This is a genomic window from Paraplanobispora takensis, from assembly GCF_016863195.1.
Taxonomy (GTDB): Bacteria; Actinomycetota; Actinomycetes; order Streptosporangiales; family Streptosporangiaceae; genus Planobispora; species Planobispora takensis.
In genome coordinates, this window is the sequence record NZ_BOOK01000006.1 from 1 (window position 1) to 26073 (window position 26073).

The window sequence follows — 26073 nt, forward strand, 5'->3', positions numbered from 1 at the left end:
CCGCCACCCCATAGGGCGGGGTCGCATCCGCCGCCCCATAGGGCGGGGTCGCATCCGCCGCCCCATAGGGCGGGGTCGCATCCGCCGCCCCATAGCAAGAGCCCGCGTCCGTCATCCCGTACGGCGAATCCACGTCCCCGCCACCATCAGCCGCCGCGTATCGCGCGCCTACGCTCTCCCCACCGGCCGCCGTCCCATATCCGGTGATCGCCGTCTCATACCCGGCGAGTTCCCCGGCCAGCAGGCCACCCGCCAGCAACGCAGGAGCGCACATCGCCGCCCCCAACACCGCCGGCCGCACCACCCGCCGCTTCCGGCTCCGCCCCCACCGTCCTCTGATCACGAAGCGTGACACTAGTCATCCCGCCACTCCCCCCACCCGCCCGCTTGCCATCCCTTTATCCCAGCTCAGCGAACCGATGACCCGCCAACTTCCCCCCACAGCCCTCCCAAGCGCGCACGAACGCTCCATTTTCGCTACTCTTACATGCAGTCCCTGCCTCCGTAGCTCAGGGGATAGAGCACCGCTCTCCTAAAGCGGGTGTCGCATGTTCGAATCATGCCGGGGGCACGTCTCAAATCTTCGGCACAGGCATCGGCCTCCAGCGGGTGCCTGTTCTCTTTTCCGGGCTGATCGGCGAGCCTGCCGGCCATGTCGGCCGCTTCTTTCACGGTGTCCTCCTCGATGGTGATCCGGAGCAGCGCGACGCCGGTCCGGTCGTTGTAGCGGACCTCCAGGTGGAAGGCCGCGAACAGCTCCCGCCGCAGGTCCTCTGGGAGGTCGGCGAGCCTGGCCGAGAGCATCGGGATCATGTCCAGCAGACCGGTCCGGTGGTCCCGTGCGGGCGGGTTCGCCTCCGCCTCGGCGAGCTGTTCCGCCCGGGTCCTACGGTCGGTCTCCAGCTCGGCGAAGCGGGCCCGGAGGCGCCTGGCGAACTCGGCGTCGCCGTCGGAGTCCTCGATCTGGGCGATCAGCCGGTCCTGCTTCCTGGTGATCTCGGCCACGCCCTTCTTCAGTGCCTTGCACCTGGCCTCCCACTCGTCCTCCGCCCGGTGGGCGGTCGCGGGCAGGTCCGCGGCGAGGAGGGCGTGCCGGTCGGGGCCGAAGACCCGGCGCTGGAACAGGTCGTGGACTGCGTCGGCGAGGGAGTCCTCGCGGACCCGGACGACCTTCGGATGGCCGGGGAAGCGGTCCTCGCGGCCCTTGTGGTTGATGCTCGGCTGGCAGCAGTAATAGGAGTACTGCGCCTTCCTGCGCATCTCGGTCTGGCCGAACATCCTGCGGTCGCACAGGTCGCAGTGGACGAACGAGCGCAGCAGGTAGGTGTGGCAGGTCTGCGGGTGCGCGTTGGCGTCCGACCCGGTCCGCGAGGTCGCCCGTTCCTTCCCCACCCCCTGCGCCGCCTCGTACATCTCCCGGGTGATCAGCGGCTCGTGCGTCGGGTGCTCCGACCACACCCAGGCGCTCGGCGGGTTGACCATGCTCCTGCCCGACCCCCGGCGGCTGGTGGTCGCCTTGCGGTTCCAGACCATGTGGCCGGTGTACTTGGGGTTGAGCAGCATCTCCCGGATGCCCGATCGAGACCAGGCGTTGCGCCCCTGGAAGTTGGGGTTGAGCGACTCGGGCGGCGGATAGCGTTCGTGATCGGCGTTGAGCCGGTCGGCGATGTCGCCGTACCCGAGGCGCTCCATGACCCGCCACATGAAGATCTGTGTGATCACCGGCCCGCGGACGGGGTCGGGGACGAGCTTGGTCTTGTGCTTGCCGTCGGCCGCCTTGGCCGGGACCGGGTGGGCGACTTTCTGGGCGCGGTACCCGTACGGCGGGCGCCCGACGTTCCAGCCCTGCTGGGTGTGGGTCCGGAGGCCGTCCCAGGACGCCTCCATCATCTGGACCGCGTACCACTCGGCGATGCCCTGCTTGACCCGGCGGGTGAGGATGGCGGTGGCCCGCTTGCCGTTCAGCGTGATCGGCTCGTCCGCCGCGAACAGCGGGATGCCGAGCTGCTCCAGCTCGTGCTCGATCTTCGTCCCGTAGAAGGTGCGCCGCGAGATCCGGTCGATGGATTCGCAGATCACCGCGTCGAACCGGCGATCGCGGCTTCCGGCCTCGGAGAGGAGGCCTTGAATGCCGCCGTCGCGGGGGATGGCGATGTCGAACCGCTCGTGCGCGGTCCCGTAGCCGCGGTCTTCGAGGTTCTTCCGGCCGGATTCGATGTCGTAGAAGTGGGCCACGATCAACGAGCCGGGCGGCAGTGCCGCCCGGCTGTTGTCGAGCTGCCTGGGGAGCGAGAGCGTCGGATCCTGCAGATCCTCCGTCGAGGTCCTTCCGCACCAGGCGACCCGGAGCCCGTCAAACGGGTCCTCGGCCGCCGCTCCCCATCCGCTCACCGGTTTCCCTTTCCGTATCCTCCGCAGCGAGCCAGAGCAGCAGCTTGTGGATCACCTGCGCCTGGGCTGCACGCAGTGCCCTGCCCTGTTCGCCGGAGATCCTGACGATCTCCACTTCTACGAGCGGCGTCCCGCTCCCGCCCGGTTCCCCTTGATCGTAAGGAGCCGTCGCCTTCTTGGGAGGTCCTGAGGAGGCAACATGTGGCCTGGTGGGAGGGTCGGCGTCGAGCGGCCTCACCTGCCTGCCGCCTGCCCGGCCTGATGGAGCCGGTGGAGTACGACGAGGGCGCGGTCGGCCTGCTGGGGAACGACTCCGTTGCCGAGAGCGCGCATGTGAGCCGTACGCGGCAGGTCGACATCGGTGACCCAGCCGCCGGGCAGGCCCATCATCCATTCGACAAAGCGGGCGGTCAGCCGGAGCTGGCCCCGGACTCCCCGTTCGACGGCCGGGGGCGCGGGTCGGCCGAGGATGCCCTCCCACCGGCGAATGGCCTGCTCGTAGGCTCCCCAAGCCGGGTGGCGATTCCCGGCAGTGTGGGGTGTCCCTTCGAGTCGGTGTGCGTCCCGCTGCCCTTCTCCCCGTCGCTCGCCTTCGGGGTGGGAAGCAGCTTGATCGCGATCGCGAGGGGCATCGCCCGGCGGGGCTGCTGGCGTGCCCGCCGCTCCAGCCACGATGCCGTCGTCTCCCCGTCGTTGGGGTTGCAGGCGGCCGGGGTCGGCAGAAGGGAGACCTTCTCTGGAGGGATCGCTGCCTCCGGCCTTCCGGCGTGACCAGTCGCCTCGCCGGTCGGGGTGGACGGCGGAGATGAAGATCCGCTCTCGCCGGTGCGGGGCTCCGACATCGGATGCGCGTACGCATGCCCACGCCGTGTCGTACCCGAGCGCGGCCAGGTCCGCGAGTACGCGGTCGAGCCCGCGGCTGCGCAGGGCGGGGACGTTCTCCAGGATGACGAGTCCGGGTCGTAGTACGCGAAGGGCGTCGGCGACGGTGAACCACAGACCACTGCGGGTCTCCTTTCTCATCCCGGCTCCGCGGCCGGCGTAGCTGATGTCCTGGCAGGGGAATCCGGCGGTGACGATGTCCACCGGCGGGACGGCGGTCCAGCCGACCGCGGTGAGGTCGCCGAGGTTGGGGACGGCAGGGAAACGGGTCCGGAGGATCCTGGCCACGTGCCGGTCGCTGTCGGCGCACCAGGCCAGGCGGGCGCCGTACGCCTGCGAGACGGCGAGGTCCAGCCCGCCGTAGCCGGTGCACATCGAGCCGATCCACGGCCCGAGGAAGGGCGGCGCAGTGACGCCGTCTCCGGGCCGGGGCGCATCGGGCAGGAGGAGGTTTGCCGAGCTCACCGGGCTCCACCGCCTCTCGCGGAGGTGGCGGATTCGCGGGTGCCGGGTGTCCTGGTGATCTCCCACAGCACGCGGGCGATGTCGTCGTGGCCGTGGGAGTCGCGAGGGCGGCTGGGGCAGTCCCAGCCGGTGCGGGCCGGGCGGTCGGCGACGCAGCGCAGGCCTGCGGCGCGCAGGCTGGTGCCGGGCTCGTCGGCGCGGGTGTAGGTGATGAGCCGCCGGTAGCCCATCGCCCGCGACGCTCGCCAGGCGGCGCCCAGCAGGGCGGAGCAGGCGTTGGGCGTGCCGTCGGTGGCCAGCCGGGTGACCTCGATCGTGTGGCCGTCGTCGAACGCCCGCGCGACGGGGCGGCCGACGACGGCGACGCCGACCAGCACCCCGGCCTCGGTGCCGACGCCGATGGCGAACTTGGCGCCCTGCGGTGGCGGCAGGTGACGGTGGGACCAGGCGATGAACGCCCGGGCGGTGCGCAGCGCGATCGGGACGATCGCCAGACGGAGCTGTCCGCCCGCGACTTTCTCGCTGTTGTGACTTTCCTTCGCACCTTGCATTTCAGGTGCGGCTTCCAGCGGCGAGTCCGGACTGTACCGGAACCTCGCACCATTCGATTGTTCCATTTTCCGTTCGGGCGTACCTCAGATGCGTTTCTCATTGGAGCAGGAGCTTCCGGCGAACCTCAGGCACAGTTATTCGCATGCTCCGGCATCACTCAGACACATCGCTGAGCAGGGATTACTCCCCTCTGGCACGTCTCCTGCCAGAGCCACGGGCGCACTGGCACATCTCAGGCGAGGCCCGTCCGGCACTCCAGCAAAAAGAAAGCGGTAAAGGAATTCTCCGGCAGACTGAATCGCGCCATAGATATGCCGGAAGCGGGCCGTATACCGGATTTCGAGACGCCAAATCCATCCCGCTCTGGAGCAATCATGGGCACCGAATTCCAGGACACCCTCGGCGCGAGCCGCTCCCCTCTCGACATCGCCGAGCACATGTTCCAGCTCCTCGGCTGCGAGCCCGCCGCCCTCGCCTTCGACCCCACCGGCCTGACAGGCGAGCTTCCCCAGCGGCCGATCCCCCTGCCCGAACTGCGCGATCTGCTGGCGGACCGCAGAATCGGCGACCGTACCCGGGACGCCGTCTGGCGGGCGCTGGTCACCCCCGCCCACGAGGACGGCCCGGCCTGGCTCGTGGGAGCCGTGGGCATCGCGATCCCCGCGCTCCGTACCGTCGCCGGCCAGGTGATCGGCGACTGTCCGGGAGCCGATCCCGCCGACGTCGACAGCGAGGTGCTGGCCGCCTTCATCGAGGCCGTCCGCACCGCCGACCCAGCTGCGGACGACCTCCGGGAACGTCTGCACATCGCTGCCCTGCGAGGCGGCAGCCGGGCGCGGAGGGCGGCCCGGTCGGGCACGACCCGTCGCCCGCCCTACCCCCACGTTCATGGCCTTTCTGTCGAAGAACGTCCTGAACGTCGCCCTATGCGTGCCGCGCTGTCCGGCACGACAGCCGGAACCTCAGCCGGGCCGGCTCTTCGCGGGACACCGTCCGGCGAGGCCCGCACCGGCCTTTCCTCAATGACCGCCTCCACCGATCAACGAGTGGAGGTGAAGACTTCCGCGCGGAGCCGGAGCTCCTCAGATGCGCACTCAGATCACTGCGATTCGAAGGGAGGCTCGGGCACCGCCTCCGGCTCCGCGCGGATCTCCTCCTACCGTCCGGCCTGGCTGCGGCAGTCGCGGCCTGTCGCCCGCCGGAACGGCTCTTGCGGACGCGGCATTCGCGGCATCGCCTGGTCCTCGGCGTGGCAGCGCGCGATGCGATCGATGGCACCACCCGGCGGCAGGCACCGCAGGCAGCAGCCCACCAGGTGGCAGCGCTCGGCCGAGGTCCTGCTCGCGATGGCAGTCGCGGCACTGATCGTCATCACGGTGGCAACCGGCGCGCTGGCCTCCACCCTGGAGATCTCCGCCGCGGCAGGGCAGGGCCGCGCGGTTGCCGCTCCGGCCGATCTGAACGCAGTCTTCACCAATCTCCGCAACTGGCTCATCGGCCTGCTCGTCTCCCTGGCCACGCTGATGCTCACCCTCGGCGGGCTGCGCTACCTGGTGGCCGGAGGCGATCCCGGCGAGGTGCAAAAAGCCAAGGCGGCGCTGAAGGCCTCCGCCTTCGGCTACGGCCTCGCCGTCCTGGCCCCGCTGTTCGTCAGCGTGCTCAAGCGCGTCGTGGGCGGGTGAGCGTGATGCGCCTCATCGCCCGCAAGCCCGTCACCGTGGAGGCAGGTCCTCCGGCAGCCGACGTCCAGCGCGGCTCCGCCACCGTGGCAGGCGCTGCCGCTCCCTGTATGGTTGCCGCCCTCGCGTGCCCCGATTCCGCGGCATCCCCTGCGCGACCGGCCGGTGCCATCTCCGCTGAACGCCGTCTCTCGGTCATCGTGGCTATGGCGGCCAGAACCCGGCCGGCGCGTGCTGTCTCTGTGCGCTCTGTTGCCGTTCGAGGATTCCGCGCTGCCGCGCCGTTCATCGCGGCAGTCGCCGTCATCTCCGTTGTGGTGGTCGGCGTTGCCGCCCCTGCCGCCGAAGCGGCCACCGCTTCCCGGGCAGCCGATCCGGAGATCGATCTCGGCATCGGCGGCTGGGTGGCCAGCTGGATCAACGACTGGTTCGGCACCCTGGTCATCCTGGCCCTCAAGCCGCTGCTCAACCTGCTGGCCGCCACCCTGCTCACCACCCCCGACCTCACCACCGGCGGCCGCATCTTCGACCTGTGGGCCACCAGCGCCACCCTGGCCAACGCCGGCTTCACCGTGCTGCTGACCCTCGGCGCGATCATCGCCATGGGCCATCAGACCGTGCAGACCCGCTACGCCGTCAAGGAGGTCCTGCCCCGCCTGGCTTTGGCGTTCCTGGCGGCCAACACCAGCTTCCTGACCACCGGCAAGGTCATCGAGGTGGCCAACGCCACCTCCACCGCCCTGCTCGGCCAAGGCTTCGACGCCTCCCGCGCGGTGCTCACCCTGCAGTTTTTGATCCTGCCCAGAGACAACCGGGAGATCTTCTACATCCTGCTCGGCCTGGTCTCAGTGATCCTGCTGATCCTGCTGCTGATCACCTTCGTGCTGCGCACCGCGCTGGTGCTGCTGCTGGTCATCGCCGCCCCGCTGGCGCTGGCCGGCCTGGCCCTGCCGGCCACCGACGGGCTGGCGCGCTTCTGGTGGCGGGCCTTCACCGGGCTGCTGCTCATCCAGGTGGCCCAGTCACTGACCCTGGTCACCGCGGTGCGCATCTTCTTCAACCAGGACGGCCGGCTGCTGCTGGGCATCGCCCCGTCCGGACCGCTGGTCAACCTGCTGCTCGCGCTGTGCCTGCTGATCATCCTGGTGCGCATCCCCACCTGGATCTCCCGGCAGATCTTCGCCGCCACCCGCGGCCGGAGCTCGACCATCGTGCGAATCGTCAAGTACGCCCTGCTCCACAAACTCACCTCCCCCGTGCTGGGCGCCCTGCACCTCGGCAGGAGAGGCGGCAGTGGCGGCGGCAGAGCGGCCTTCACGGCCAAGGGCGCGGCAGCCTCCGCGCTCACCGGCCGCCTCCTGCCCGCCCTTGCCGCGGGTCCTGCCGGTACCGCTGCCGCCTCAGCGATGACCGCCGCCTCGGCAGCACGCGGCGGCGGTGGGCCCGTCAAGCACGCCCCTGTAGCCGCCCGGCGGCCCATCCGCGCCGAGGACTGGGAGCCCGGTCCGGTCAAGCACGCCCCCTCCGCTCCACCCGTGCGGGGCAAGTACCGGCCCGCCCCGAAGCCGCCGGCACCGGTCCCCCAAAGCGCTCCGGTGTTCGGCTACCCGCGCGAGACCCGCTACGCCGATGGCCCGGCCGGGCTGGCCCAGATGTACCGGCTGCGCGCCCAGGCCAGCACCCCGCCATCCCGAGGGACCGTCCAGCCCCCGCCGGTGGTGCAGCGCCCGGTGCGGCCCATCGTCGCGCCGGACACGCCGGTTCCCGGCTCGGTCGACTGGCCCGAGAATCCTGGCGCGCGCCGTACCCCACCGCCATCGCGGCGCCGCTCCCGCGATCGGCGCTCGGAAGGTGAGGGCCGATGAGCTGGGTCCAACCGGTCCGGATTCCCGCCGACGTCGAGCAGGAAGACAAGATCCTCGCCGGGTTCACCGCCCGGCAGGTGCTCATCCTCGGCGTCACGGGAGCCCTGCCCTATGCCGGATATCTCGCCTTCGGCGAGCGGCTGCCGCTCCCCGCGGTCGCCGCGATCGCCCTGCCCGTCGCGATCACCGGAATCCTGCTGGCCATCGGGCGGCATGACGGGATCAGCCTGGACCGCTACCTGTTGGCCGCGCTCCGCCACCGGTGCGCACCCCGGCGTCTGGTCACGATGCCCGGAGACATCCCTACCCCTCCCGCGTGGATCAGTGCTCGGCCCGGACCGCTTCCTGCCCCACTCCGGCTCCCGGCACGCGGGGTCGGCATGGACGGGCTGATCGACCTCGGGGACGACGGGATGACCGCGATCGCCGAGGTCTCCACCGTCAGCTTCGCCCTGCGCACCCCGGAGGAACAGGACGCCCTGGTCGCGGTCTTCGGCCGCTGGCTCAACTCCCTGTCCGGCCCGGTACAGATCCTGGTCCGGGCCGAGCGGGTCGATCTCACCGCCACCGTCGCCGGCCTGCGGGACCGCATCCCGGAACTCCCGCATCCGGCGCTGGCCCACGCGGCGCGCGAGCACGCCGCGTTCCTCGCCGACCTGTCCGCCCGCCACGATCTGCTCCGCCGCCAGGTGCTGCTGATCGTCCGGGAACCGGCGGCAGGTGGCAACGGCCGCGCCTCCGCCGCGGCCCGGGCGCTGCGCCGCATGGACGAGGCATCCCGGGTCCTGTCCGCCTGCGGGCTGGTGGTGAAGCTGCTGGACGCCCGCGATGTCACCGCGCTGCTGGCCTCCTGCTTCGCTCCCACCGCCCCACCCCTGCCCGATGCCGCCGGGCCGGATCAGGTCATCACGGCGGGAGGCGAGTGGTGAGACTCAACCTGCTCCGCCGTGCGGCTTCCGCCTCCGGCCTGGGCCCGGACGCCGTCGAAGTCCGTCCCCGCCATCTGCACGTCGGCGACGGCGTGTGCGCCACCCTGGCGATCACCGGCTATCCCCGGGACGTCGCGCCGGGCTGGCTGGAACCGCTGCTGGCCTACCCGGGCCGGGTGGACGTCTCCCTGCATCTGGAACCGGTGCCGTCGCTGATCGCCTCCGACCGGCTGCGCAAGCAGCTCGCCCGGCTGGAGTCGGGGCTGCGTGCCGACCAGCAGCACGGTCGCCTGCTGGATCCGGGTGCCGAAGTGGCGGCCGAGGACGCCCAAGAGCTGGCCTCCCGGATCGCCCGGGGCCAGGCCAAGCTGTTCCGCGCGTCGATCTACCTCACCGTCCACGCCGGTTCGGAGCAGGAGTTGAGCGACGCCTGCGCCCAGGTGCGGGCGCTGGCCGCCTCGCTGCTGCTGGACGCCCGGCAGGTCACCTTCCGGCAGCTCCAGGGCTGGGTCTCCAGCCTGCCGCTGGCCTGCGACAACCTGGCGATGCGGCGGACCTTCGACACCCCGGCCCTGGCCGCCGCGTTCCCCTTCACCAGCCCCGACCTGACGGCCGAGCTCGGCCCCACCGCGGTCCTGTACGGCGCGAACCTGTCCAGCTCCTCCCTGGTCGCCTGGGACCGCTTCGCCCAGGACAACCACAACTCGGTCATCCTCGCCCGCTCCGGCGCCGGCAAGTCGTACCTGGCCAAGCTGGAGGCGCTGCGCTCGCTGTACGCCGGGATCGAGGTCGCGGTCATCGACCCGGAGGACGAGTACGCCCGGATGTGCTCAGCCGTCGGCGGCGCCTACCTCCGGCTCGGGGCGAGCGGAGTCCGGCTCAACCCATTCGACCTGCCGCCCCATGACCAGCGCGATAGCGACCCGCTCACCCGGCGGGCGCTGTTCCTGCACACCCTCGTCGGCGTCATGCTCGATGAGCCGCTCGACAGGGTGAGCAAGGCGGCGCTCGACCGGGCCATCCTCGCCGCCTACCGCGAGGCCGGGATCACCCACGAGCGCCGTACCTGGAACCGGAAGCCCCCGCTGCTGAAGGACCTGTCGAACGCCCTGACCTGGGATGAGGACCCCAGGGCCAGGGAACTGGCCGCCGGGCTGGCGCCGTACGTCACCGGAAGCCACCGCCTCCTGTTCGACGGCCCGACCACCACCCGGCCGGATTCCCATCTCGTCGTCTTCTCACTCCGGGACCTGCCCGACGAGCTCAAGGCCGTGGGCACGCTGCTCACTCTGGACGCCGTCTGGCGGCGTGTGAGCGACTCCCGCGACCGGCGGCCCCGGCTGGTCGTGGTCGACGAGGCCTGGCTGTTGATGAAGGACCCTGAGGGCGCGAAGTTCCTGCTGCGCATGGCCAAGGCCGCCCGCAAGCACTGGGCCGGCCTGTCGGTGGTCACCCAGGACGCCGCCGACCTCCTCGGCTCCGACGCCGGACAGGCGATCATCGCCAACTCCACCACCCAGATCCTGCTCAAGCAGGCGCCCCAGGCGATCGATCGGATCACCGACGCATTCTGCCTGTCCGACGGGGAGCGGCAACTGCTGCTGTCGGCCGAGCGCGGAACCGGTCTGCTCACGGCCGGTACGGGAGGCCAGCGGGTGCCCTTCGCCGCCCTGTCGAGCCCGACCGAGCACGTCCTGTGCTCGACCAGCCCGGAGGAGATCGCCGGCTTCGATTACGAGGAGGACGAGCTGTGAGCAATCCCGTCCAGCAGCGGCGCGAGCGCCTTACGGAGATCGTCCGGCCGCCGGAAATGCACCGCCTGCATGCCCACCTTTCTCGCGGCCTCGACGTTCGCCAGCCGGTCGTCCACGAACAAGCACCGGCCCACCGGAACCCCGGCTTGCTCTGCGGCGATCTCGTAGATCCGCCGGTCCGGCTTGGCCACCCCGACCCGGGCGCTGCTGACCACCTCATCGAAGGCACAGCACAGGCCCAGCTCGTCAAGGTCGTCTTCCAGCCGGGTGGTCGCGTTGGTGACCAGCACGACCGGCACCAGGTCCCTGACCTGCTCCAGCAGCGCGCAGACCGTTTCATCCGCCCGGGAGCCGGCACCGATGAAAGCGGCGGCGAGCTGCGCGGCCCGCTCGGCCGAGCGGGTCAGCTTGGTGAGCGCGGGCAGGAGCGACGCCTCCCACTCCTCGCATGTGATCTCACCCAGTACGGCAGGCATCATCAGCTCTTGCGACAGCGCCAGCCGGGCCGTCGCCCCCTCGCCCAGCTTGAAAGCCCGCTCCAGCCGGGCCTGCTCCGCCGTGTCGTGGAAGCGGATCACGCCGTCGAAGTCGCACAACAGCGCGTCGAACGGCCTTGCCGCAGCGTCCGGGTGATTCACCGGACCATCATGCAGGGCCTCCCACATCCGGTCGCAAGGGATTAAGCGCCATGATTTATGACCTTCTCGGCGATCCCGACAAGATCCTCGATCGGCTTCACGGCTGGCTCACGGCCTACGGCTGGCAGGCCTGTGGCTGGGTGTTCCTGGTCCAGGCGGTCAGTACTGCCCTGCGCGTGACGATCTCGCTGCTCCGCCACCGGCGGCTGGTCCGCGGTGCCCGGTGCGTGGAGATCCTCGCCCCGCCCGTCGCGGACATCGCCGGGTCCGAGGCCCTGTGGAGCAACCTCACGGGACTGCTCCACCCCGCCTGGAAGCGCTTCCTGCTCGGCCAGCCGTACCTGGCCGTGGAGTACCTGTTCGGCGGGGACGGCGTGCGCATCCAGCTGTGGGTGCCCGGCGCGGTGCCGCAGCACCTCGTGGAACGCGCGATCGAGGCTGCCTGGCCGTCGGCGCGCACCGCCGTGCAGCAGCCCGCGCCGCCGGTACCCCTGACCGGTCAGGCGATCGGCGGGAAGTTCACCCTGGCCCGCAGCGAGCGCCTGCCGCTCAAGCACGAGCACCGTACCGATCCCCTGCGTGCCCTGGTCGGCGCGGCGGTCGGTATGCCCTCCTGGCAGCACGCCGCCGTACAGATCCTGGCCCGTCCCGCCACCGGCCGCCGTCTGGCCGTTCTCCATGCCTCGTGGCCGATATGGCTGGTGCGCGCCGTACTGGACCTCGCCACACCCGGCCCGCTGCACTCGCGCGTTCACCCGCAGCACCTGCGGCAGTACTCCCAAGATCGCGCCGTCCGGCTGGAGGAGTCGGCGGAGTCCCGGGCGATCCGGGACAAGGCGCAGCGTTCCCGCTACGAGGTCGCGATCCGCTACGCCGTACAGGCTGATCCCGCCTCCGACGGCACCGCGCGTACCGCCCGCCGCCACGCGATCGAAGGCCGGGCGCACGCGCTTGCCTCGGCGTTCGCCCTGTTCTCCGGGCACAACCGGCTGGAGCGGCGCCGCCTGTTCCGTCCTGCGGCCCGGCTGGCCGTCCGCCGCTTCGGCCGGGGCTATCTGCTGTCGGTTCCGGAGCTGGCGGCGCTGGCGCACCTGCCTCTGGACGCCGCCGTCCCCGGACTGCGCCGGGCGGGCGCCAACAGCGTCCCACCATCTCCGGCCGTCGCGTACGGCGGACCGCACGCCAAGGTGCTCGGCTTCTCCGACGCCGGGCACGAGCGGCCCGTCGCGCTGCGGGTCACCGACTCCTGCCACCACGTGCACGTCATGGGCCCGAACGGCACCGGCAAGTCGACCCTGCTGGCGCAGATGGTCCTGTCCGACGTCGAGGCCGGTCGGGGCGTGGTGCTCATCGAGGCCAAGGGCGACCTGGTCCGGGACCTGCTCGGGCTCCTCCCCGAGGAGGCGGCCGGCCGGGTCGTACTGATCGATCCCGACGACCGCCACCCCCGGCCCGCCCTCAACGCCCTGAGCGGCGGCGACGCCGACATGGCGGTGGACAACCTCGTCGGCATCTTCCACAAGATCTATGCTGACTACTGGGGACCGCGCACCGACGACATCCTGCGCGGCTGCGCGCTCACCCTCGCCCGCAACGGCGGGACCCTCGCCGACGTCCCGGCCCTGCTGTCCGATCCGGTGCTACGCGCCCGAATGGTGGCGACCGTCAAAGACCCGCTGCTGCGGGGCTTCTGGAACTGGTACGACGGCCTGTCGGACAGCGCCCAGGCGCACGTCACCGGACCGATCATGAACAAGCTCCGGGCGTTCCTGCTCCGGCCGTTCGTCCGCGACGTGCTCGGCTCCGCCGACTCGACGTTCGATCTGGGTGAGGTGCTCGACGGCGGGATCCTGCTGGTCCGGCTGCCCAAGGGCGTGCTCGGCGACGACACCGCCCGCCTGCTCGGCTCCATGCTTCTGGCACAGGTCTGGCAGGCCGCCGCCCGCCGTGCCCGGCTCGGCCATGCCCGCTCGCCTGCGGCGCTCTACGTCGACGAGGCGCACAACTTCCTCACGCTGCCGCACGCCTTGAGCGACATGCTCGCCGAGGCCCGCGCCTACCGGCTCTCCCTCGTCATCGCCCATCAGCACCTGGCCCAGATGCCGCGCGAGCTGCGGCAGGCCATCTCCTCAGACGCCCGCAACAAGGTCTACTTCTCGCTCTCGCCAGAGGACGCCCGCGAGGTCGAGCACCACTTCAGTCCGTTCCTGACCACGCACGACCTGGCCAACCTCGGCGCCTTCCAGGCCGCCGCCCGGCTGGTCGTCCGCTCCGCCGAGGCCCCGCCCTTCACGCTGCGCACCCGCCCCCTGCCCGAACCCGACCTCGACCGTTCCCGGTTGGTCCGCCGTGCCGCCTCCGAAGCGCACGGCCGTACGGCCCGCGTCCGGCCCGCCCAGCGTCCCGATGATCCCCGTCTTGTGTGAAAGGAGTTCGTTTAATGGCCCTCCCTCGCCCCGCTCCGCTTGCCCTCCTGGCCTCCCGTCTCACCGATCGTGACCGCCGCCTGATGCGGACCGTCTGGGAGAACCGCGTGCTCACCACACCCCAGATCACCGCCTTGTTCTTCGACAGCGACGACACCGCCGGCAAGCGGCTGCTGATCCTCACCCGGCTCGGTGTGCTGGAGCGCTTCCGCCCGTTCCAGCCGCACGGGCTGGGCACCGCGCCGTACCACTACGTGCTCGGCCCGGAGGGCGCCGCCGTACTGGCTTCCGAGGCAGGAGAGGAATCGGCGGCTCTCGGATACCGCCGTGACCGGGTCCTGGCCATCGCCCACAACCAGCGTCTGGCCCACACCCTGGGCGTCAACGACTTCATGGCCGGTCTGGCCACCTTCGCCCGGCGTGGTCCGGATGCCGAGCTGGTCACCTGGTGGCCCGAGCGGCGGTGCGCGCGGATGTGGGGCGATGCCGCCCGGCCTGATGCGTACGGCCGCTGGCGCGAGGGCGGGCACATGCTCGACTTCTTCGTGGAGCACGACACCGGCACCGAGCCGTTGGATCGGGTCGCCGCCAAGCTCACCGGGTACGCCGCGCTGGCCGAGTCGAGCAGGATCTCCACGCCGGTCCTGTTCTGGGTGGAGAGCGGGCAGCGCGAGACCAACCTGCGGGAGCGGTTCCGCAGGCATGCGGCGGTCGAGACCGTACCGGTCGCCACCGGATGCCGCTCTGCTCTGGCCGGATGCGACGACGGACCCGCCAGCGAGTTGTGGCTTCCCCTCGATTCGGCCGGTCCTCGGCTCCGCCTGGCCTTCCTGTCCCAGCACTGGCCCGATCTCGGCCCTCACCGCGATGGGCATCTGGAGACGGCCGGATGATCGTCGAAGCCGGAGCCGGCAAAGTCATCGCCGCCGGATACGGACTGGTCTCGGGAATCGCCCTGCTCGCCGGGATGACGGGAGGCCGGCACGCGGCCGTGTCAGCGGATCCTGCACAACTCGCCGAACTCGTGTGTTCCTATGCCGGGCGATCTCCTGCCGCCGGAGAGAATACGAAGCGTCCGGAGAGCCGTGTGAAGACCGATGTCTCCCGGAGCGGGCCGGAACTCGGACTGTCCGCCGCGCAGTTGGACGATCTCCGTTCCGGCATCGAGACCGCGGCGTCTCTCGGGATCCCCAAAGATACGGTGATTGCCGATCTGGCTGTTTCCCTCAAGAGTGAGAGTTCCGCCGAAGGCCACGCTTCTCCCCGCGCGACGGCCCTGCCGGATGACCGCTTCCGAAAGCGTGCGGAGGAGATCGTCAACGCGATCGCTTCCCGGCTCTGCACGGAGCTGACCGCGGAGGTCGGCCAGGCAGGCGAGTTGAGCACGGAAGCTCTGGAAGCACTCGCCTCGGGCTCCAGCCGAGGAGAAATCGCGCTCCGTGCCGCCCTCAAGATGCTCGGCGTCCCCTACTCCTGGGGCGGAGGCGGAGCCGCCGGCCCGAGCTACGGCATCCAGCACGGCGCCGGGACGAAGGGCTTCGACTGCTCCGGCCTCACCCAGTACGCCTGGGCCAGGGCCGGCGTCGCTCTTCCCCGCGTCACCTACGCCCAGTGGAACCACGGCTCGCGCGTCAGCGACCGCATCCAACCCGGCGACCTGGTGTTCTACGACACGAACCCGCAGATCCCCGGTCCTGATCACGTCGGCCTCGCCGCGTCCGACACCCAGATGGTCAACGCGCCCCACACCGGTGCGGTCGTTCGCATCGAGCCGATCCGTCGCCACGGATTCATGGGCGCAGTACGGCCAGGCTGGAAGAAAGGCCGGATCGCATTTCGCTGATCGGCGACTAAACGATCTAGCGCCACATCGGCCGTGGGTGCCGATGCCCGTGGAAGTTCCGGGTTCTTCCTACGGCCCGTGACAGCGTCCACCACAATATGCGCGTCAGTGGTGACTCTATGTAAGGCGACGTATGGTTTGTGAAGATCGTGTGCGAGCTGCGTCCCCGTGCTCTCGCATGCCTTCCCGGCAGTGGAGGACGTTGAGGTCCGTGACCCACCCCTGGATCGTTTACCTGCAGACGTGCCTGGCCGTTCGTGTTCGTCGTGCGCGTACGGCTCCGACGCACGGTGCCTCGGCCGTCGAGTGGGTGATCATCACCGCCATCATCGCGGGAGTCGCGCTGGGTCTCGCCACCCTGATCAAGACCGTGGTGGAGCAGTGGCAGGGCGAGATTCAGAGCGATTTCGGCGGTGATCAGCCCTGAGACGAGCATGCCGACGGCCCGCTCTGTTCGTCGAGAAGGCCGCCAGCGTGTTTCCCGTTCCGTCCCGGCCAGGACGGCGTGAGGTCGGTCAGCGACGGCCCGGCCAGACGGGCGCCTTGCAGGCATCCCAGGTGGTTCGGTTGTTCGAGCCGATCCGCCCGTGACAGAGCTTGAAGACCATGACCGAGCCGAGCCAGGAGCTGTCAGTGGCGCAGCGGCCTTGCGGCGCCTGCACGACGAAGGAGTCCCTGGCGTCGACGGGGTTGTCGTTGTGCCAGATCACCTTGTAGACGAGGTTGTCCACCTTGCCGTCGCAGACCTTGATCGTCGAGCGGTCGGCGGGCACGCTCACGCTGCCGTGCGCGTAGGTGTCGCTCCATCCGGCGGTCGCCGCCGATGCCGGTGCGGCCGAGATCAGGGAAAGTCCGACGGCCAGCGCGGCGGCCGTCCTGCCTGCGAGGGGGGTTGTCATATGTCCTCCGGTTGTTTGCCGATCCAAGACACTTACTTTAAGTAGTTATTTAGCTACGTCAAGTGACTATCATGTTCGGCTGTCGACAGGCTCACCGCCGCATGCGCATCCCGGAGTTCCACACCTTGCTGGTGCTCTATTGGCTGACCGTGATGCACGACCTGCAGGCCGCCTTGAAGGGCGCCGTCTCGAAGGCCGCTCTTGAGCATCTACCGTTCTGACATCGAACCGCTGTCGACGGGAATACGTGGTGGGAGCATGAGACACCGGCTGTTCGTCGTGCTCCTGCTCCTGGCCACCGTCGTCGTGGGTGCTCCCGCTGCAGCCTGCGTCTGCAGATGTGCTCCCCTGGAACCGGCAGAACAGATGAAGCACGCCGCGGCCGTGTTCACCGGGACGGTGACGGGCGTCCGTCACGTCTCCGGCGATCGGCTCGGACCCACCCCGCCGGTCGTGTACCGCTTCCGGCCCGATCAGATCTACAAGGGAGGACCTGCCGCTGAGTTCGAGGTGGCGACCAACGTTAACGAGGCCTCGTGCGGCTATGCCTTCACGGTCGGATCCCAGTACCTGGTGTTCGCCTCGGACAAAGAATCCGGCTTGCTCGCCATCGATCCGGGCGTGCCGCTGAACACCTCGCTGTGCGCGGGAAACCAGCCGGTCCGTCCCGGCGATCGACCGTTGCGGGCTGAGGACGGGGTGCAGAACGGCGAGCCGCTCACCGCGGAGCTGCTCGCCGCGCTCGGCATGGCCAGCCGCCCGGCACCCACCACCTCTCTCCCTCCGGCCACCCCCTCCCGGGAAACGGCTACCACGCCGTGGGCCGCCATCGGCGCGATCACGGCGGCCGTCGCCGTACTCGCCCTTGCGGGGTGGAGATTCGCCCGGCGCCGCAAGACGTGAGGCCCGGCTCTGGGGGATCCTGAGCCATGAACGACACCGAGCGATGGTTCGAGCGCGCCATGGTGGACATCTACCTCACCGCCAAGCGCGAACTCGGTTACAACGCCACCCGAAGGCGACGGGTTCCCAGATTCCCGCAGCGGAAAGACCCGGAACCCGAGGGACAATCCTCGCTATCGGGTCACTATGCCCTCGGGTCCCCGGCCGGGATGACGGCCAAGGTCTGTAAGACTGTGACCTACCGCGCCGCTCGGAGCCACGTCGCGTGATCGGCGGTTACATGGCGGACCCGGCCGCGATCCTACAGCTGCTCGACGCCGCCGGCCGTAGCGACGCCCGGTGGAAAAGGGGAACAAGATTGCCTAACAGGTTGATCTTCAATGGCTCTTTTGCTTACGTTATATGAGTGGATGAAGACTACGAGGATGACCGGTTTTCGGACGCAATCCGCATCCTCCTGCTGATCGCGGCAGTGGCCGATGACCTGGACGGCGTCGCCCAGACGTCGGCGCCTGATAATGCCGTGGCTGTTCTGCACGCCGAAAGCCGACTGCAAAAACTCGATTTCTGGCTGCGGAATCCGGATTATCTGGCCGATGAGCTCCTCAATGACTACGAGCGCAGCAATGAGGATGTTCTCCTCGACCTGGCCGGCACCATCCTCGACTCGGACGAGCCGGAAGTATGCGCCATTCCCATGCTGCGTTACCTCTTCGGCGCCTTCGAAGCACTGGATCGCACGTTGAGCGTTCTGGTGGCCCCGCGGCTGCTGGTGGTCACCCATCGGCGCAGCGCCCAGCGCGTCCTGCAAGACACCTACTATCTGACCGCCAAAGGCCGCGCGGTGGCCACCCAAGCGGTCGAGCAGTTCCCTGAGCTGCGCTGGTATACCGAGCGGGCGCTGCTGGTGAAGGCATTGGCCGACGGAACCGGGCATTCAGCTCTGGCCCTGCGTCGGCGGCAGTACCTGCAACGTGACTACGCCGAGACCCCGCTGGGGGAGATCATCCCGTCGATCGCCGACCGGACCCGCACCCGGCTCGCCCGGCTGCGCGCCGCCACCGATGAGGGGACTGCCGCGTGAGTGCTCCGAACCTACCGGTCCCTGCGGAGGGCGAGCTGTATGCGGCCATCGCCGACAAGCTGCCGGGCCTCGAGGCCGACCGGGTACGCGCGATCTTGGCCGAGCATGGGGTAAGGCTCAGCAGCCCGCTGCCCGCGCGTCGGCAGTTGTGCGTCCGGCGCCTGTACTGCGAGGGCACCAAGCAGGGCACGACCGACAACGACGGCCCGTTCGCCATCGACATCCCGCTCACCCCCGGCCCCTGGGCGATCGCCAGCAAAGTCAATTCCGCAGGCAAGTCCAGCCTGCTGTGGGCCTTGAGCTGGGCGCTGCGCGGCGAGAGCGTCGAGGAATACCGCCGTCCGGATACGCCGGGCTGGTTTTCCTACATCCGCGCCGATGTGGAGGTCGCCGGCGTTGCCGCCTCCATCCGTCTGACCTTCGAGCGTCCCGAGCGTCCCCGCGTCAGCCTGCTCACCGCCGACACCATCGAGCAACTGCTCGCCCTGGCGGGCCAAGAGGAGCAAGGGCCGGGGGTGCGCATCGCGGCGAGCGCGCCGCCCGCCGGGGTCAAGGCGCTCATCGAGCGGTTCATGCTGGATCGGCTGGGATTGCGGCCCATCTCCACCTGGGCGGCCGAGCCCAACGCGCCCGCCGATGCCGACGGTCACCGCGACAGCAGCGAACAGCTGCATTCCTGGTCTGCCTTCTACTACGCCATCGCGCTCAACGCCGGCCGCGACAAGATCTTGCTGGGCCCCACCGCCTTCGGTCAGCTGCCGGCCAAACTGTTGCAGATCTTCCTCGACGTGCCCTACGCCGCTGAGCTCACCCAGCTGACCTCCGCGCAAAAACAGGACGCCCAGGAAGATCGCCGCATTCAGCGCCGGGCCGATGAGGATGCCCAGGCGCGTGCCGCGCAGCTGGCACCGCTTCGCCAGGCCCTGGCCCGGGCCCAGGCCCGCCTGGACGAGCTGGAGGCCGGCCAGCCGGACCTGAGCGCGCTGCTGGCCGCCGCTGATGCCGCGGCTCGCCAGGTGGCGGCCGAGCAGGACCGGCACGCAGCGGCGCAAGAGCAGCTGGCCGATGCCCGTAAAGCCCATCTGAAGGACCGGCGCGCCGCCCGCAGCGCCCGGCAGAGCGCGGCGGCGCGCCTGTTGCTGGGGGCGTTGGATCCCGAAGCCTGTCCGCGCTGCGATCATGAGATCGACGAGCCGCGGCGGGCCGCCGAGCACGCCGAGCACCGCTGCGCCGTGTGCGCGCGCCCGCTGCCCGAGCTGCAGGAGGACGCCCAGGCCCAGGCTCAGGCCTTGCAGCGCCTGGATGCCCGGGAGCAGGCCTCACGGGCCGCGCAGGAGCGCGCCGGCCAGGCGGTGGCGCAGGCGGCCGCCGCCCTGCAGACCAGCCGCATCGCCCATGAGCAGGCGCACGCCCGCCTGCAGGCGGCGCGCTCCAGTGACTGGTTCACCGCCCTGGAGGAGGCCCGGCGCCAGGTTCACCAGTTGGAGGGCGCTTTGGGGGTGGCCAGTGGTGCTTCCGACGCGCTGCCGGCGGCCGTCAGCGGCTACGTCCTCCAGGCGGCCGCCCCGGCCGACAGCATCGACCAGATCTCGCAAGAGGAGGTGATCGCTACCGCGATCGAAGTGATCAGCGAGGTCGTCCGTGAGCACAGCAAGGCGCTGTTCGCCGACCTCAACGAAAAGATCGTCACGATCGCGCAGCGGCTCGGGGTGACCAACCTCACCAGCGTCAACTTGGATTTGGCCGGCAAGGTCAACGCCCGCAAGTCCGGGGTCAGCCACCCCTTCGCCCGGTTCAGCCCCGGCGAGCGGCTGCGGATGCGGATCGCCACGGTGATCGGCATGATCGTGGTAGGCCGCGAGCACGGCATCATGTCCCACCCGGGCCTGCTGCTCATCGATGCGCCCACCGCCGAGGAGGTCGTTCCCGGCGACGCCCACACCGTCTTGCAGGCGCTGTATGAGACGGCGCTGAACGTGCCCGGGGTCCAGCTTGTGATCACATCGATCGAGGACGCGGTGTGGAAGGTCTTTACCGCAGACCGTATCGTGACTGGGCCCGGCGACCGCTACCTGTTTTAATGCTCGCCCTACCCTGTCACCAGGGCGGATGTGAATCCCGACACCCGAAGCGGCTACCAGAAAAGGAAGGGAGGCCAGCGTGCATGAGGTCGATCGGCATCTGGCCGACTGGGCCGCTCGCGCCACGGCCGCCCAACGGCGTGTCGGCCCCACGGTGAACGACCTTGGGGGGGTGGCGGTGGTGGGGGCGGCGGCCGAGCACCTGGCGCTCGGCCCCTTCCTGCCCTACCTCCTGCAGGCGGCCGCCCACCAGCAACGGCTCACCCCGGATGACAACGCGCTCCTGCAGGAGGCCGTGCTGCGCGGGCTACGCCAGCAGCAGCGGCACGCCGCCTTCGCCGGGGCCGTCGATGCCCTGGTGGCCCGGCCTGATCTGGCGCGTGCGCTGGGAGCGGCGCTGCCCCGGCTGCTCATCGACCGGCTGTATGCCGCCCAAGGCGCCGGTGACGACCCGGCCGTTGCCCTGATCGGTGCCGAGGCCGCCGAGTGCCTGCTCCAGCTCTGTCTGGCCGGAGTCGTCCGGCCCGCCCAGCTGCTCGGTGCGCTGGATGCCATCACTGAAGACGTGGCCGCTCTTCCCGAGCCGTTCGCGGTGCGCCTGCCCCGGATGGTGGGCATCCTCGATGCCCACCATCGCGGCGCCGGGCTGCGTGAGGCGCTGGAGCGCTTTTTGGCGCTGGAGTGCACCTGCCGCGACGCCGCCTTCGAGCTGGCGCTGGCCCATCTGCGGGACGCCCTGGAAGCCCGCGATCACTCCAGCATGATCGACCATCTGGTGGAGGTGCGCCGGCGGCTGGCCGAGCTCATCACCCACGCCGCAGAGCGGCTCGATGCCCGGATCTATCACGCCGCCGTCGATGCCGCCTTGACCTTCAGCGGCCCCGACGCCGCAAGGCGGGTGCCGGCCGCCGCCGCGGCCCTGCACAGCGCCCTGCAGCACTATCGGGCCTGGCGCTACCACACGCGTGCCCCCGCCTGGGCCGGGCCGCGCCAAAGCGACATCGCCGCCTGGGCCGAACTCACCACGATCCTCAACGCCGCCGCTCTGCACATGGCCGATGACGACCCGTGGTACGGCGACGGCCACACCATTCTCACCGCCCTGTTGCGCGCCTACACCGCCAACCGGACTGTCACGGTCGTGAAGGACACCCCCACCGCCGCCATTGTGGAGGCCTTGGTGATCCCGGCGGTGGAGGACACCTTCCTGCGGCAGGAGAGCCGGCTGCGTTTCCTGCACTACGCGCTGGACAACGACGAGGCCCTGCGCAGCGATCCTGCGGCGTTGCGGCTGCGCGCCGCCCTGCACGAGCGCACCACCCCCGGCGAGCCACCGCAAGCGGGCCTGCAGGCAGGTGGCCCGGGAAAAGAACGCCGCTGGCATCTGCTGGCACAGACCCTCACCGCCGCTGAATTCGCCCACGCCCTCCAGACCATGCCCGCCTCGGCGCTGGACCGGCTGGAGGTGGCCTTGCGTACCCATGAGGACGTCATCGCCGCCGTCACCGATCCGAAGGTCGGGCGGCTGATGGACCGCCTCATCGGTCAGCTCCAGCAATCGGCCGACTGGGTTCCCGGCATCGCCGACTCCTTCCAGGTCTTGTTGGAGGTGACCGTGCGATACGCCTTCTTGTGCTACAACATCGGTCGCGACCTCGGGGGGTCCTACACCGAATTCCTGCGCCTGCGCGATAAGGCCAAAAAGAAGCAGAAAGTCGACGAGGACCTCTTTCACCAGCACTACTACGAGGTAGTGAAACTGTCGGCGCTTTTTCAGGTCGTGGACGCCGAAGTGATCAACCATGCCGGGGGACGCGTCGATGTCCTGGTTTCCTTCGGCCCGGTCCGGTTCAACGTCGAATGCAAGATCGAAGAAGAGGACGCCAGCGAGGACAATCTACGCAAATACGCGGCCCAGCCCTCCGAATACCAAAACACCAACGCCTCTTTCGCGATCCTGCTGGTCCTGGATAAGACCGAGCACGCCGAAGGCACGGTCAACCTCTTCGACAGCATCTGGATCGAGAACGTACAGCAGCCCGGGCAATCCGAAGCCTGCCAGGTGGTGACCATCCGCATCCCGGGCGGCCGGGAAAACCCGTCCCTGCTGCAGACCCCGGCCCGCTAAAATCGCCCGAGGTTCGCAAGGGCGAGGCCCACGGGGGCCTGGTCGCCGACGGTAGTCGCCATCAGCGCGGTGAGGCTGGCCAGTGATGACGCTGCTCAAGATCATCCCCTGAGGTGATGAGCGAGAGGCGACGACTCCAGGAATCTGCCATGGATATTTACATTACAGACAATGTTCCTAGATTCTAAAAGAAATCAGCAAAATTACGCCGAACTATGTCTGGGACCGGAACCTGCTTGTGGTCAGCCTCAACAGCCGCAACGTGATCTGCGAGGTAGTCGACGAACCCGTCAGCACTCCACTTGCTTCATGCAGATGGTCAGCGAGCGCGGCGGCCTGGCGACGGCCAGGCAGCTTCTCTGGAGCGACCAGCCCTCAGACAGGTTCGAGACCCTCTGGCGTCACGGCCGGCTGGATCTCTCCGTGGAGGCACACGTGATCAAGGAGGAGTTCGCCGAGCTGTTCACCGACGAAGACCAGGAACGAGCCCGGGCCAGGCTCAACGACCTCCGACGGACCTGATCGAAGCCTCCGCGGGCACCGGTGAGCGGCCTGCAGGGCATCTCATCGTCTCTTCCACAGGATGTGGATGAGGTCGCCATCCTTGACGAGATCGCAGGAGCCGTTGATCTCTTCGTCCTGGACGAGCCGGTCATAGTCGAGGTACAGGGCGAGGCGCTCGCTGACCTCGCCGTCCTCGATCAGGACGTCATGTGCGAGCCCTTCGGCATGTTCCCAGCTGCCGCCGTAAGCGTCCTCGAACGCCTCCCGTAGTGCCTCACCGGCCAGCCCCGCGCCGGAGCCGTCCACGAAGCGCGCGACGACCGCAGCCGGATAGTCGCGGAGAAGAGCGGCGATCGCCGCGATCCGTTCGACCGTCTCCAACTCGGAGACGAGAGCATCGCCAAAGCCCTGGTGATCGTGGATCGCCCACTCCTCCGCACCGGGAACGGGTGAGGCCGCGAGCATGGCCCGAATCTCGGCGGAGATCTCGGCAGGCTCCTGTAACGCGTCGATCCACCGGCCATGCGACCTGCCGGCACTGTAGGCAGCGAGGCAGGCCGCATAGATCCGCGGCCGAACAGGCACCGTCTCCTCCCCGGTCATCGGTCGGCCTCGCTCTCCCGCTGCCCCGCCTGGATCTCCTCCGCCGACCTGCGCCCGGTGACCTTGTCGTACGGCAGGCGGTCGGTCCAGGAGTACGGAGAATCCGCCGCTCGCAGGACTCGATGCCCCGCCCCGGCGATGAACGCGGGTACGGTCAGGCTCTTCTTGTTGACCCGCACCACCTCGAACCAGGTCCCGCCGTACCGGACGAAGTCCCCTTTACGGAAATCACAGGCGCTCCAGATCTTGACCCCGTCGGCCTCGGCCTGAGCGACCAGTTCCCGCCAGTACGCCAACTCCTCGTCCATCTCGGCGACGCGCCGCCGGATCTCCTCAGCCTGATCAGGCGAGCCGAGGGCGTCCCAACCATGGGTGGAGTCGCCGGCCAGGGCACGTTCGTAGACCCTCTTGTCAGCCTCCAGGCGTTCGATGCGGCGCAGCGTGGTTGGGACGTTCTCCCGGTGACGCCGGTAGTTCTCTGCGGCCTCCGCACGGCCCGTCCAGTAACCGGCCTTTCTCCCCTCCTCGACCGAACGGCGCATGCCCCGGTCAATCCGCTCCTGATCACGTCGGGCCCGGGCCTCCGAGTGGTGACTGATCATGATGGGCTGGCCGAAGGGGATCCCGTCGGCGATACGTTTCACGCCCTGCCAGGCCGCCTCCGACCGGTCCGCCGCGTGGTCGGCCCGGTCGGCGAACCGTCCGGCTCGGTCCTCGGCCCGTTCGTACCGTCCGGCCTCCGCTTCGGCGAAGGTCCGCCGCTTGTCCTCGTCGATGACGACTTCCACACTGAACCCGGCGGCGCGCAGTTCCTCGGCACACGGGTTGATCTTCCAGGTCTGCGCCTGCCCGTCCTGGGAGTGGTAGATGATCCACGCGCCGACGTAGCCGGACCAGCGGAACCCGTGCCGCCGCAGGATCGGTTTCGCTCCGTCGCCCTTGCGCGTACCCTCCACGATCGTGCCCTCGGCGCGCGTGTGCGTGATGACGATGCCCATCGCGTTGTCCCTCCTCGAAGTGAGCGGCCATGACCGGCGCCAGCCGTACTGCGGGCGACCGGGGCCGACCAGAGCGGCTCACTCCTCCTCGTCCTCCTCGAATTCGGAAGGCGGTACAGCCACCGCCGCGCGGAGCCGTAGCAGCCCTTCGACGAGCCCCAGACGCAGCCGAGCCCAGGGGTTGCGGCGGAGCCGCCGGAAACGGCGCGCCAGGTCGCGATCGGCCACGGTGGCCAGGAGCCCGAACGGCAACCGGACCCGCCGGGTACCGGCGCGGTCGGTGAACAGCACGAAGACCAGGTGCCGGAGGTGATCGGCGCACGCGCCCTGGCAGAGGTAGCCGTCGGCGACGTAGCCCACGACCGCCGGGGCGTAGCAGCTCGCGCACAGTTCGGGCGCGGTCAGCATGGTGAAGCGGAAGCGCCGCCAGATCCGGAAGTGCAGCCGGAGCCGGAGGTCACTGCGAGATTCCTCCTCGACGTCCACCAGCCACGCGCACCAGAGCGGGTTGCACGGCTCCCCGGGCGGGCTGCCGCACGATTCGCAGGAGGTGAACAGCATCGGAAGCCGCGATCGGTAGACCGCGACGCGCTGTCCCGGGGCGAAGTGCTCCGGCTCTCCCGAGCCGATGGCGACGCCCTCGGGCGTGACCTTGAGGACCTGCCGTGCGGGACGGAGGATCACGTCTCCGGGCAGTAGCCGCGCGCCGTCGACGACGAGGAACGTGCTGGCGGAGGGGTCGGGACGAAGACCGGGAATCATCATGACTGTTCTCCTTCGGGTCCGAAAACCTCGTCCGCCGCGTCGTCGATGAACGCGAGGGACAGGCAGTAGGCGGGATCGCAGGGCTCCCCGGCCGAAGCGCCGCACTGCGGGCACTCCTCGACCGTGGTGGACGGCCTCGGGCGGAAGATCTTCACCTTGTCGCCGCAGCCGAAGGAGGTTGCTCCTCCGGGCGTGGTGGCGGTGACCGTTACGGAGGTGATCTGCCGGGCGGGACGGATGAGGATGTCTCCGGCGGTGAGCCGCCCGGCGTCGATGACGAGGAACGCGCCGTCGAGCTGTTCTCTGAGGCTCATGCGGATCAGCACCTCTCGACCCGGGCGCCGCCCCGGGCTCCCAGGAACACGCGGCGGTCGGGGTAGTCGAGACCGGTCACGGAGCCGTACAGGAGGATTTCGGTGTCCTCCGAGACGCACGGGCACAGGACCTGCGAGGGCCCGTCGCGGTGGACGTACCGGAACTCCGACCGCAGCCAGTAGCCGTGCGCGTAGCGCTCCAGCAGCTTGGACCTGGCCTCCTCCAGGGAGGCGAACTCCTCCAGGTCCTCATCGGCGGGACGGCCGTAGCCGTTGCCGCCCCACCACAGGCCGAACCATCGGGCATTCACGATCGGTGCTCCTTTCCGCGCTCCGCGCCCGTCCCGCCCTCGTTCGCGCCGGACGGGTA

24 protein-coding genes, 1 tRNA gene and 1 pseudogene are annotated in these 26073 nt (G+C 69.7%); 16 read left to right on the forward strand and 10 right to left on the reverse strand.

Annotation, left to right across the window (positions count from 1 at the left end; translation table 11 throughout):
* The first annotated feature begins 498 nt into the window (after positions 1–498).
* A tRNA-Arg gene (locus Pta02_RS05765) sits at positions 499–571 on the forward strand.
* Positions 572–1446: 875 nt separating this feature from the next.
* On the opposite strand, the pseudogene Pta02_RS42265 reads toward Pta02_RS05765, so the two are convergent.
* The 3 genes and pseudogenes from Pta02_RS42265 to Pta02_RS05785 form a co-directional block, all read right to left on the reverse strand.
* A pseudogene (locus Pta02_RS42265) lies at positions 1447–2391 on the reverse strand (recombinase family protein); the annotation flags it as partial.
* Between the two features lie 234 nt (positions 2392–2625).
* Positions 2626–3738 (reverse strand): DNA cytosine methyltransferase, encoded by a 1113-nt coding sequence (locus Pta02_RS05780; RefSeq protein ID WP_239129700.1) that lies wholly within the window; start codon positions 3736–3738, stop codon positions 2626–2628.
* The gene (locus Pta02_RS05785) at positions 3735–4289 is read right to left on the reverse strand and encodes an XF1762 family protein (protein WP_203873632.1); all 555 of its coding nucleotides are present in this window, start codon (positions 4287–4289) and stop codon (positions 3735–3737) included. Before Pta02_RS05785 ends, Pta02_RS05780 begins: the two co-directional genes overlap by 4 nt.
* A 375-nt stretch (positions 4290–4664) precedes the next feature.
* Here Pta02_RS05785 and Pta02_RS41055 point away from each other — a divergent pair, with 375 nt between their 5' ends.
* The 4 genes from Pta02_RS41055 to Pta02_RS05805 all read left to right on the forward strand — a co-directional run bounded on the left by Pta02_RS41055 (position 4665) and on the right by Pta02_RS05805 (position 10517).
* Positions 4665–5972 (forward strand): pilin, encoded by a 1308-nt coding sequence (locus tag Pta02_RS41055; protein ID WP_239129702.1) that lies wholly within the window; start codon positions 4665–4667, stop codon positions 5970–5972.
* A 311-nt stretch (positions 5973–6283) separates the two neighbouring features.
* Positions 6284–7834, forward strand: coding sequence for a conjugal transfer protein TrbL family protein (locus Pta02_RS05795; protein ID WP_203873633.1), 1551 nt, complete (start codon positions 6284–6286; stop codon positions 7832–7834).
* Positions 7831–8763, forward strand: coding sequence for a PrgI family protein (locus tag Pta02_RS05800; RefSeq protein WP_203873634.1), 933 nt, complete (start codon positions 7831–7833; stop codon positions 8761–8763). The genes Pta02_RS05795 and Pta02_RS05800 overlap by 4 nt, the downstream gene beginning before the upstream one ends.
* Entirely contained in the window at positions 8760–10517 is a 1758-nt protein-coding gene (locus tag Pta02_RS05805) for a VirB4 family type IV secretion system protein (protein ID WP_203873635.1), read from the forward strand. The genes Pta02_RS05800 and Pta02_RS05805 overlap by 4 nt, the downstream gene beginning before the upstream one ends.
* On the opposite strand, the gene Pta02_RS05810 is transcribed toward Pta02_RS05805, so the two are convergent.
* On the reverse strand, positions 10496–11155 hold the full coding sequence (locus tag Pta02_RS05810) for an HAD family hydrolase (protein ID WP_203873636.1): 660 nt from the start codon (positions 11153–11155) through the stop codon (positions 10496–10498). The genes Pta02_RS05805 and Pta02_RS05810 overlap by 22 nt on opposite strands.
* Positions 11156–11205: 50 nt before the next feature.
* On the opposite strand from Pta02_RS05810, the gene Pta02_RS05815 reads away from it, so the two are divergent.
* The 4 genes from Pta02_RS05815 (at position 11206) to Pta02_RS05830 (ending at position 15851) form a co-directional block, all read left to right on the forward strand.
* Positions 11206–13581 carry a type IV secretory system conjugative DNA transfer family protein gene (locus Pta02_RS05815; RefSeq protein ID WP_203873637.1) on the forward strand — a complete coding sequence of 792 codons (2376 nt, stop codon included), beginning with the start codon at positions 11206–11208 and terminating at the stop codon, positions 13579–13581.
* Between the two features lie 14 nt (positions 13582–13595).
* The gene (locus Pta02_RS05820) at positions 13596–14474 is read left to right on the forward strand and encodes a replication-relaxation family protein (protein ID WP_203873638.1); all 879 of its coding nucleotides are present in this window, start codon (positions 13596–13598) and stop codon (positions 14472–14474) included.
* Complete coding sequence (locus Pta02_RS05825; protein WP_203873639.1) at positions 14471–15424, forward strand: C40 family peptidase; 954 nt, start codon at positions 14471–14473, stop codon at positions 15422–15424. Before Pta02_RS05820 ends, Pta02_RS05825 begins: the two co-directional genes overlap by 4 nt.
* A gap of 211 nt (positions 15425–15635) precedes the next feature.
* Positions 15636–15851, forward strand: coding sequence for a hypothetical protein (locus Pta02_RS05830; RefSeq protein WP_203873640.1), 216 nt, complete (start codon positions 15636–15638; stop codon positions 15849–15851).
* 88 nt (positions 15852–15939) lie between these two features.
* On the opposite strand, the gene Pta02_RS05835 is transcribed toward Pta02_RS05830, so the two are convergent.
* Positions 15940–16323: a hypothetical protein gene (locus tag Pta02_RS05835; protein ID WP_203873641.1), complete on the reverse strand. Its 384-nt coding sequence runs from the start codon at positions 16321–16323 to the stop codon at positions 15940–15942.
* A 62-nt stretch (positions 16324–16385) separates the two neighbouring features.
* On the opposite strand from Pta02_RS05835, the gene Pta02_RS05840 reads away from it, so the two are divergent.
* From Pta02_RS05840 to Pta02_RS05870, 7 genes are all read left to right on the forward strand, one after another.
* Complete coding sequence (locus tag Pta02_RS05840; protein ID WP_203873642.1) at positions 16386–16544, forward strand: hypothetical protein; 159 nt, start codon at positions 16386–16388, stop codon at positions 16542–16544.
* Entirely contained in the window at positions 16525–17226 is a 702-nt protein-coding gene (locus Pta02_RS05845; RefSeq protein ID WP_203873643.1) for a hypothetical protein, read from the forward strand. The genes Pta02_RS05840 and Pta02_RS05845 overlap by 20 nt, the downstream gene beginning before the upstream one ends.
* A gap of 26 nt (positions 17227–17252) precedes the next feature.
* A complete protein-coding gene (locus Pta02_RS05850) occupies positions 17253–17495 on the forward strand; it encodes a hypothetical protein (protein ID WP_203873644.1) in 243 nt (80 codons plus the stop codon).
* A gap of 137 nt (positions 17496–17632) precedes the next feature.
* The gene (locus tag Pta02_RS05855; RefSeq protein WP_203873645.1) at positions 17633–18310 is read left to right on the forward strand and encodes a hypothetical protein; all 678 of its coding nucleotides are present in this window, start codon (positions 17633–17635) and stop codon (positions 18308–18310) included.
* Positions 18307–20391 carry an ATP-binding protein gene (locus Pta02_RS05860; RefSeq protein WP_203873646.1) on the forward strand — a complete coding sequence of 695 codons (2085 nt, stop codon included), beginning with the start codon at positions 18307–18309 and terminating at the stop codon, positions 20389–20391. The genes Pta02_RS05855 and Pta02_RS05860 overlap by 4 nt, the downstream gene beginning before the upstream one ends.
* A gap of 79 nt (positions 20392–20470) precedes the next feature.
* Entirely contained in the window at positions 20471–22519 is a 2049-nt protein-coding gene (locus Pta02_RS05865) for a hypothetical protein (RefSeq protein ID WP_203873647.1), read from the forward strand.
* A 309-nt stretch (positions 22520–22828) separates the two neighbouring features.
* Entirely contained in the window at positions 22829–23041 is a 213-nt protein-coding gene (locus Pta02_RS05870; protein WP_203873648.1) for a hypothetical protein, read from the forward strand.
* A 42-nt stretch (positions 23042–23083) separates the two neighbouring features.
* Here Pta02_RS05870 and Pta02_RS05875 read toward each other — a convergent pair whose 3' ends face one another.
* The 5 genes from Pta02_RS05875 to Pta02_RS05895 form a co-directional block, all read right to left on the reverse strand.
* Positions 23084–23626, reverse strand: coding sequence for an antirestriction protein ArdA (locus Pta02_RS05875; protein ID WP_203873649.1), 543 nt, complete (start codon positions 23624–23626; stop codon positions 23084–23086).
* A complete protein-coding gene (locus Pta02_RS05880) occupies positions 23623–24624 on the reverse strand; it encodes a DUF3560 domain-containing protein (RefSeq protein ID WP_203873650.1) in 1002 nt (333 codons plus the stop codon). Before Pta02_RS05880 ends, Pta02_RS05875 begins: the two co-directional genes overlap by 4 nt.
* A gap of 78 nt (positions 24625–24702) precedes the next feature.
* Positions 24703–25389, reverse strand: a complete 687-nt coding sequence (locus tag Pta02_RS05885; RefSeq protein ID WP_203873651.1) for a hypothetical protein — start codon at positions 25387–25389, stop codon at positions 24703–24705.
* Entirely contained in the window at positions 25386–25703 is a 318-nt protein-coding gene (locus Pta02_RS05890; protein ID WP_203873652.1) for a hypothetical protein, read from the reverse strand. The genes Pta02_RS05885 and Pta02_RS05890 overlap by 4 nt, the downstream gene beginning before the upstream one ends.
* 5 nt (positions 25704–25708) lie before the next feature.
* Positions 25709–26014, reverse strand: a complete 306-nt coding sequence (locus Pta02_RS05895) for a hypothetical protein (protein WP_203873653.1) — start codon at positions 26012–26014, stop codon at positions 25709–25711.
* Positions 26015–26073 lie beyond the last annotated feature (59 nt).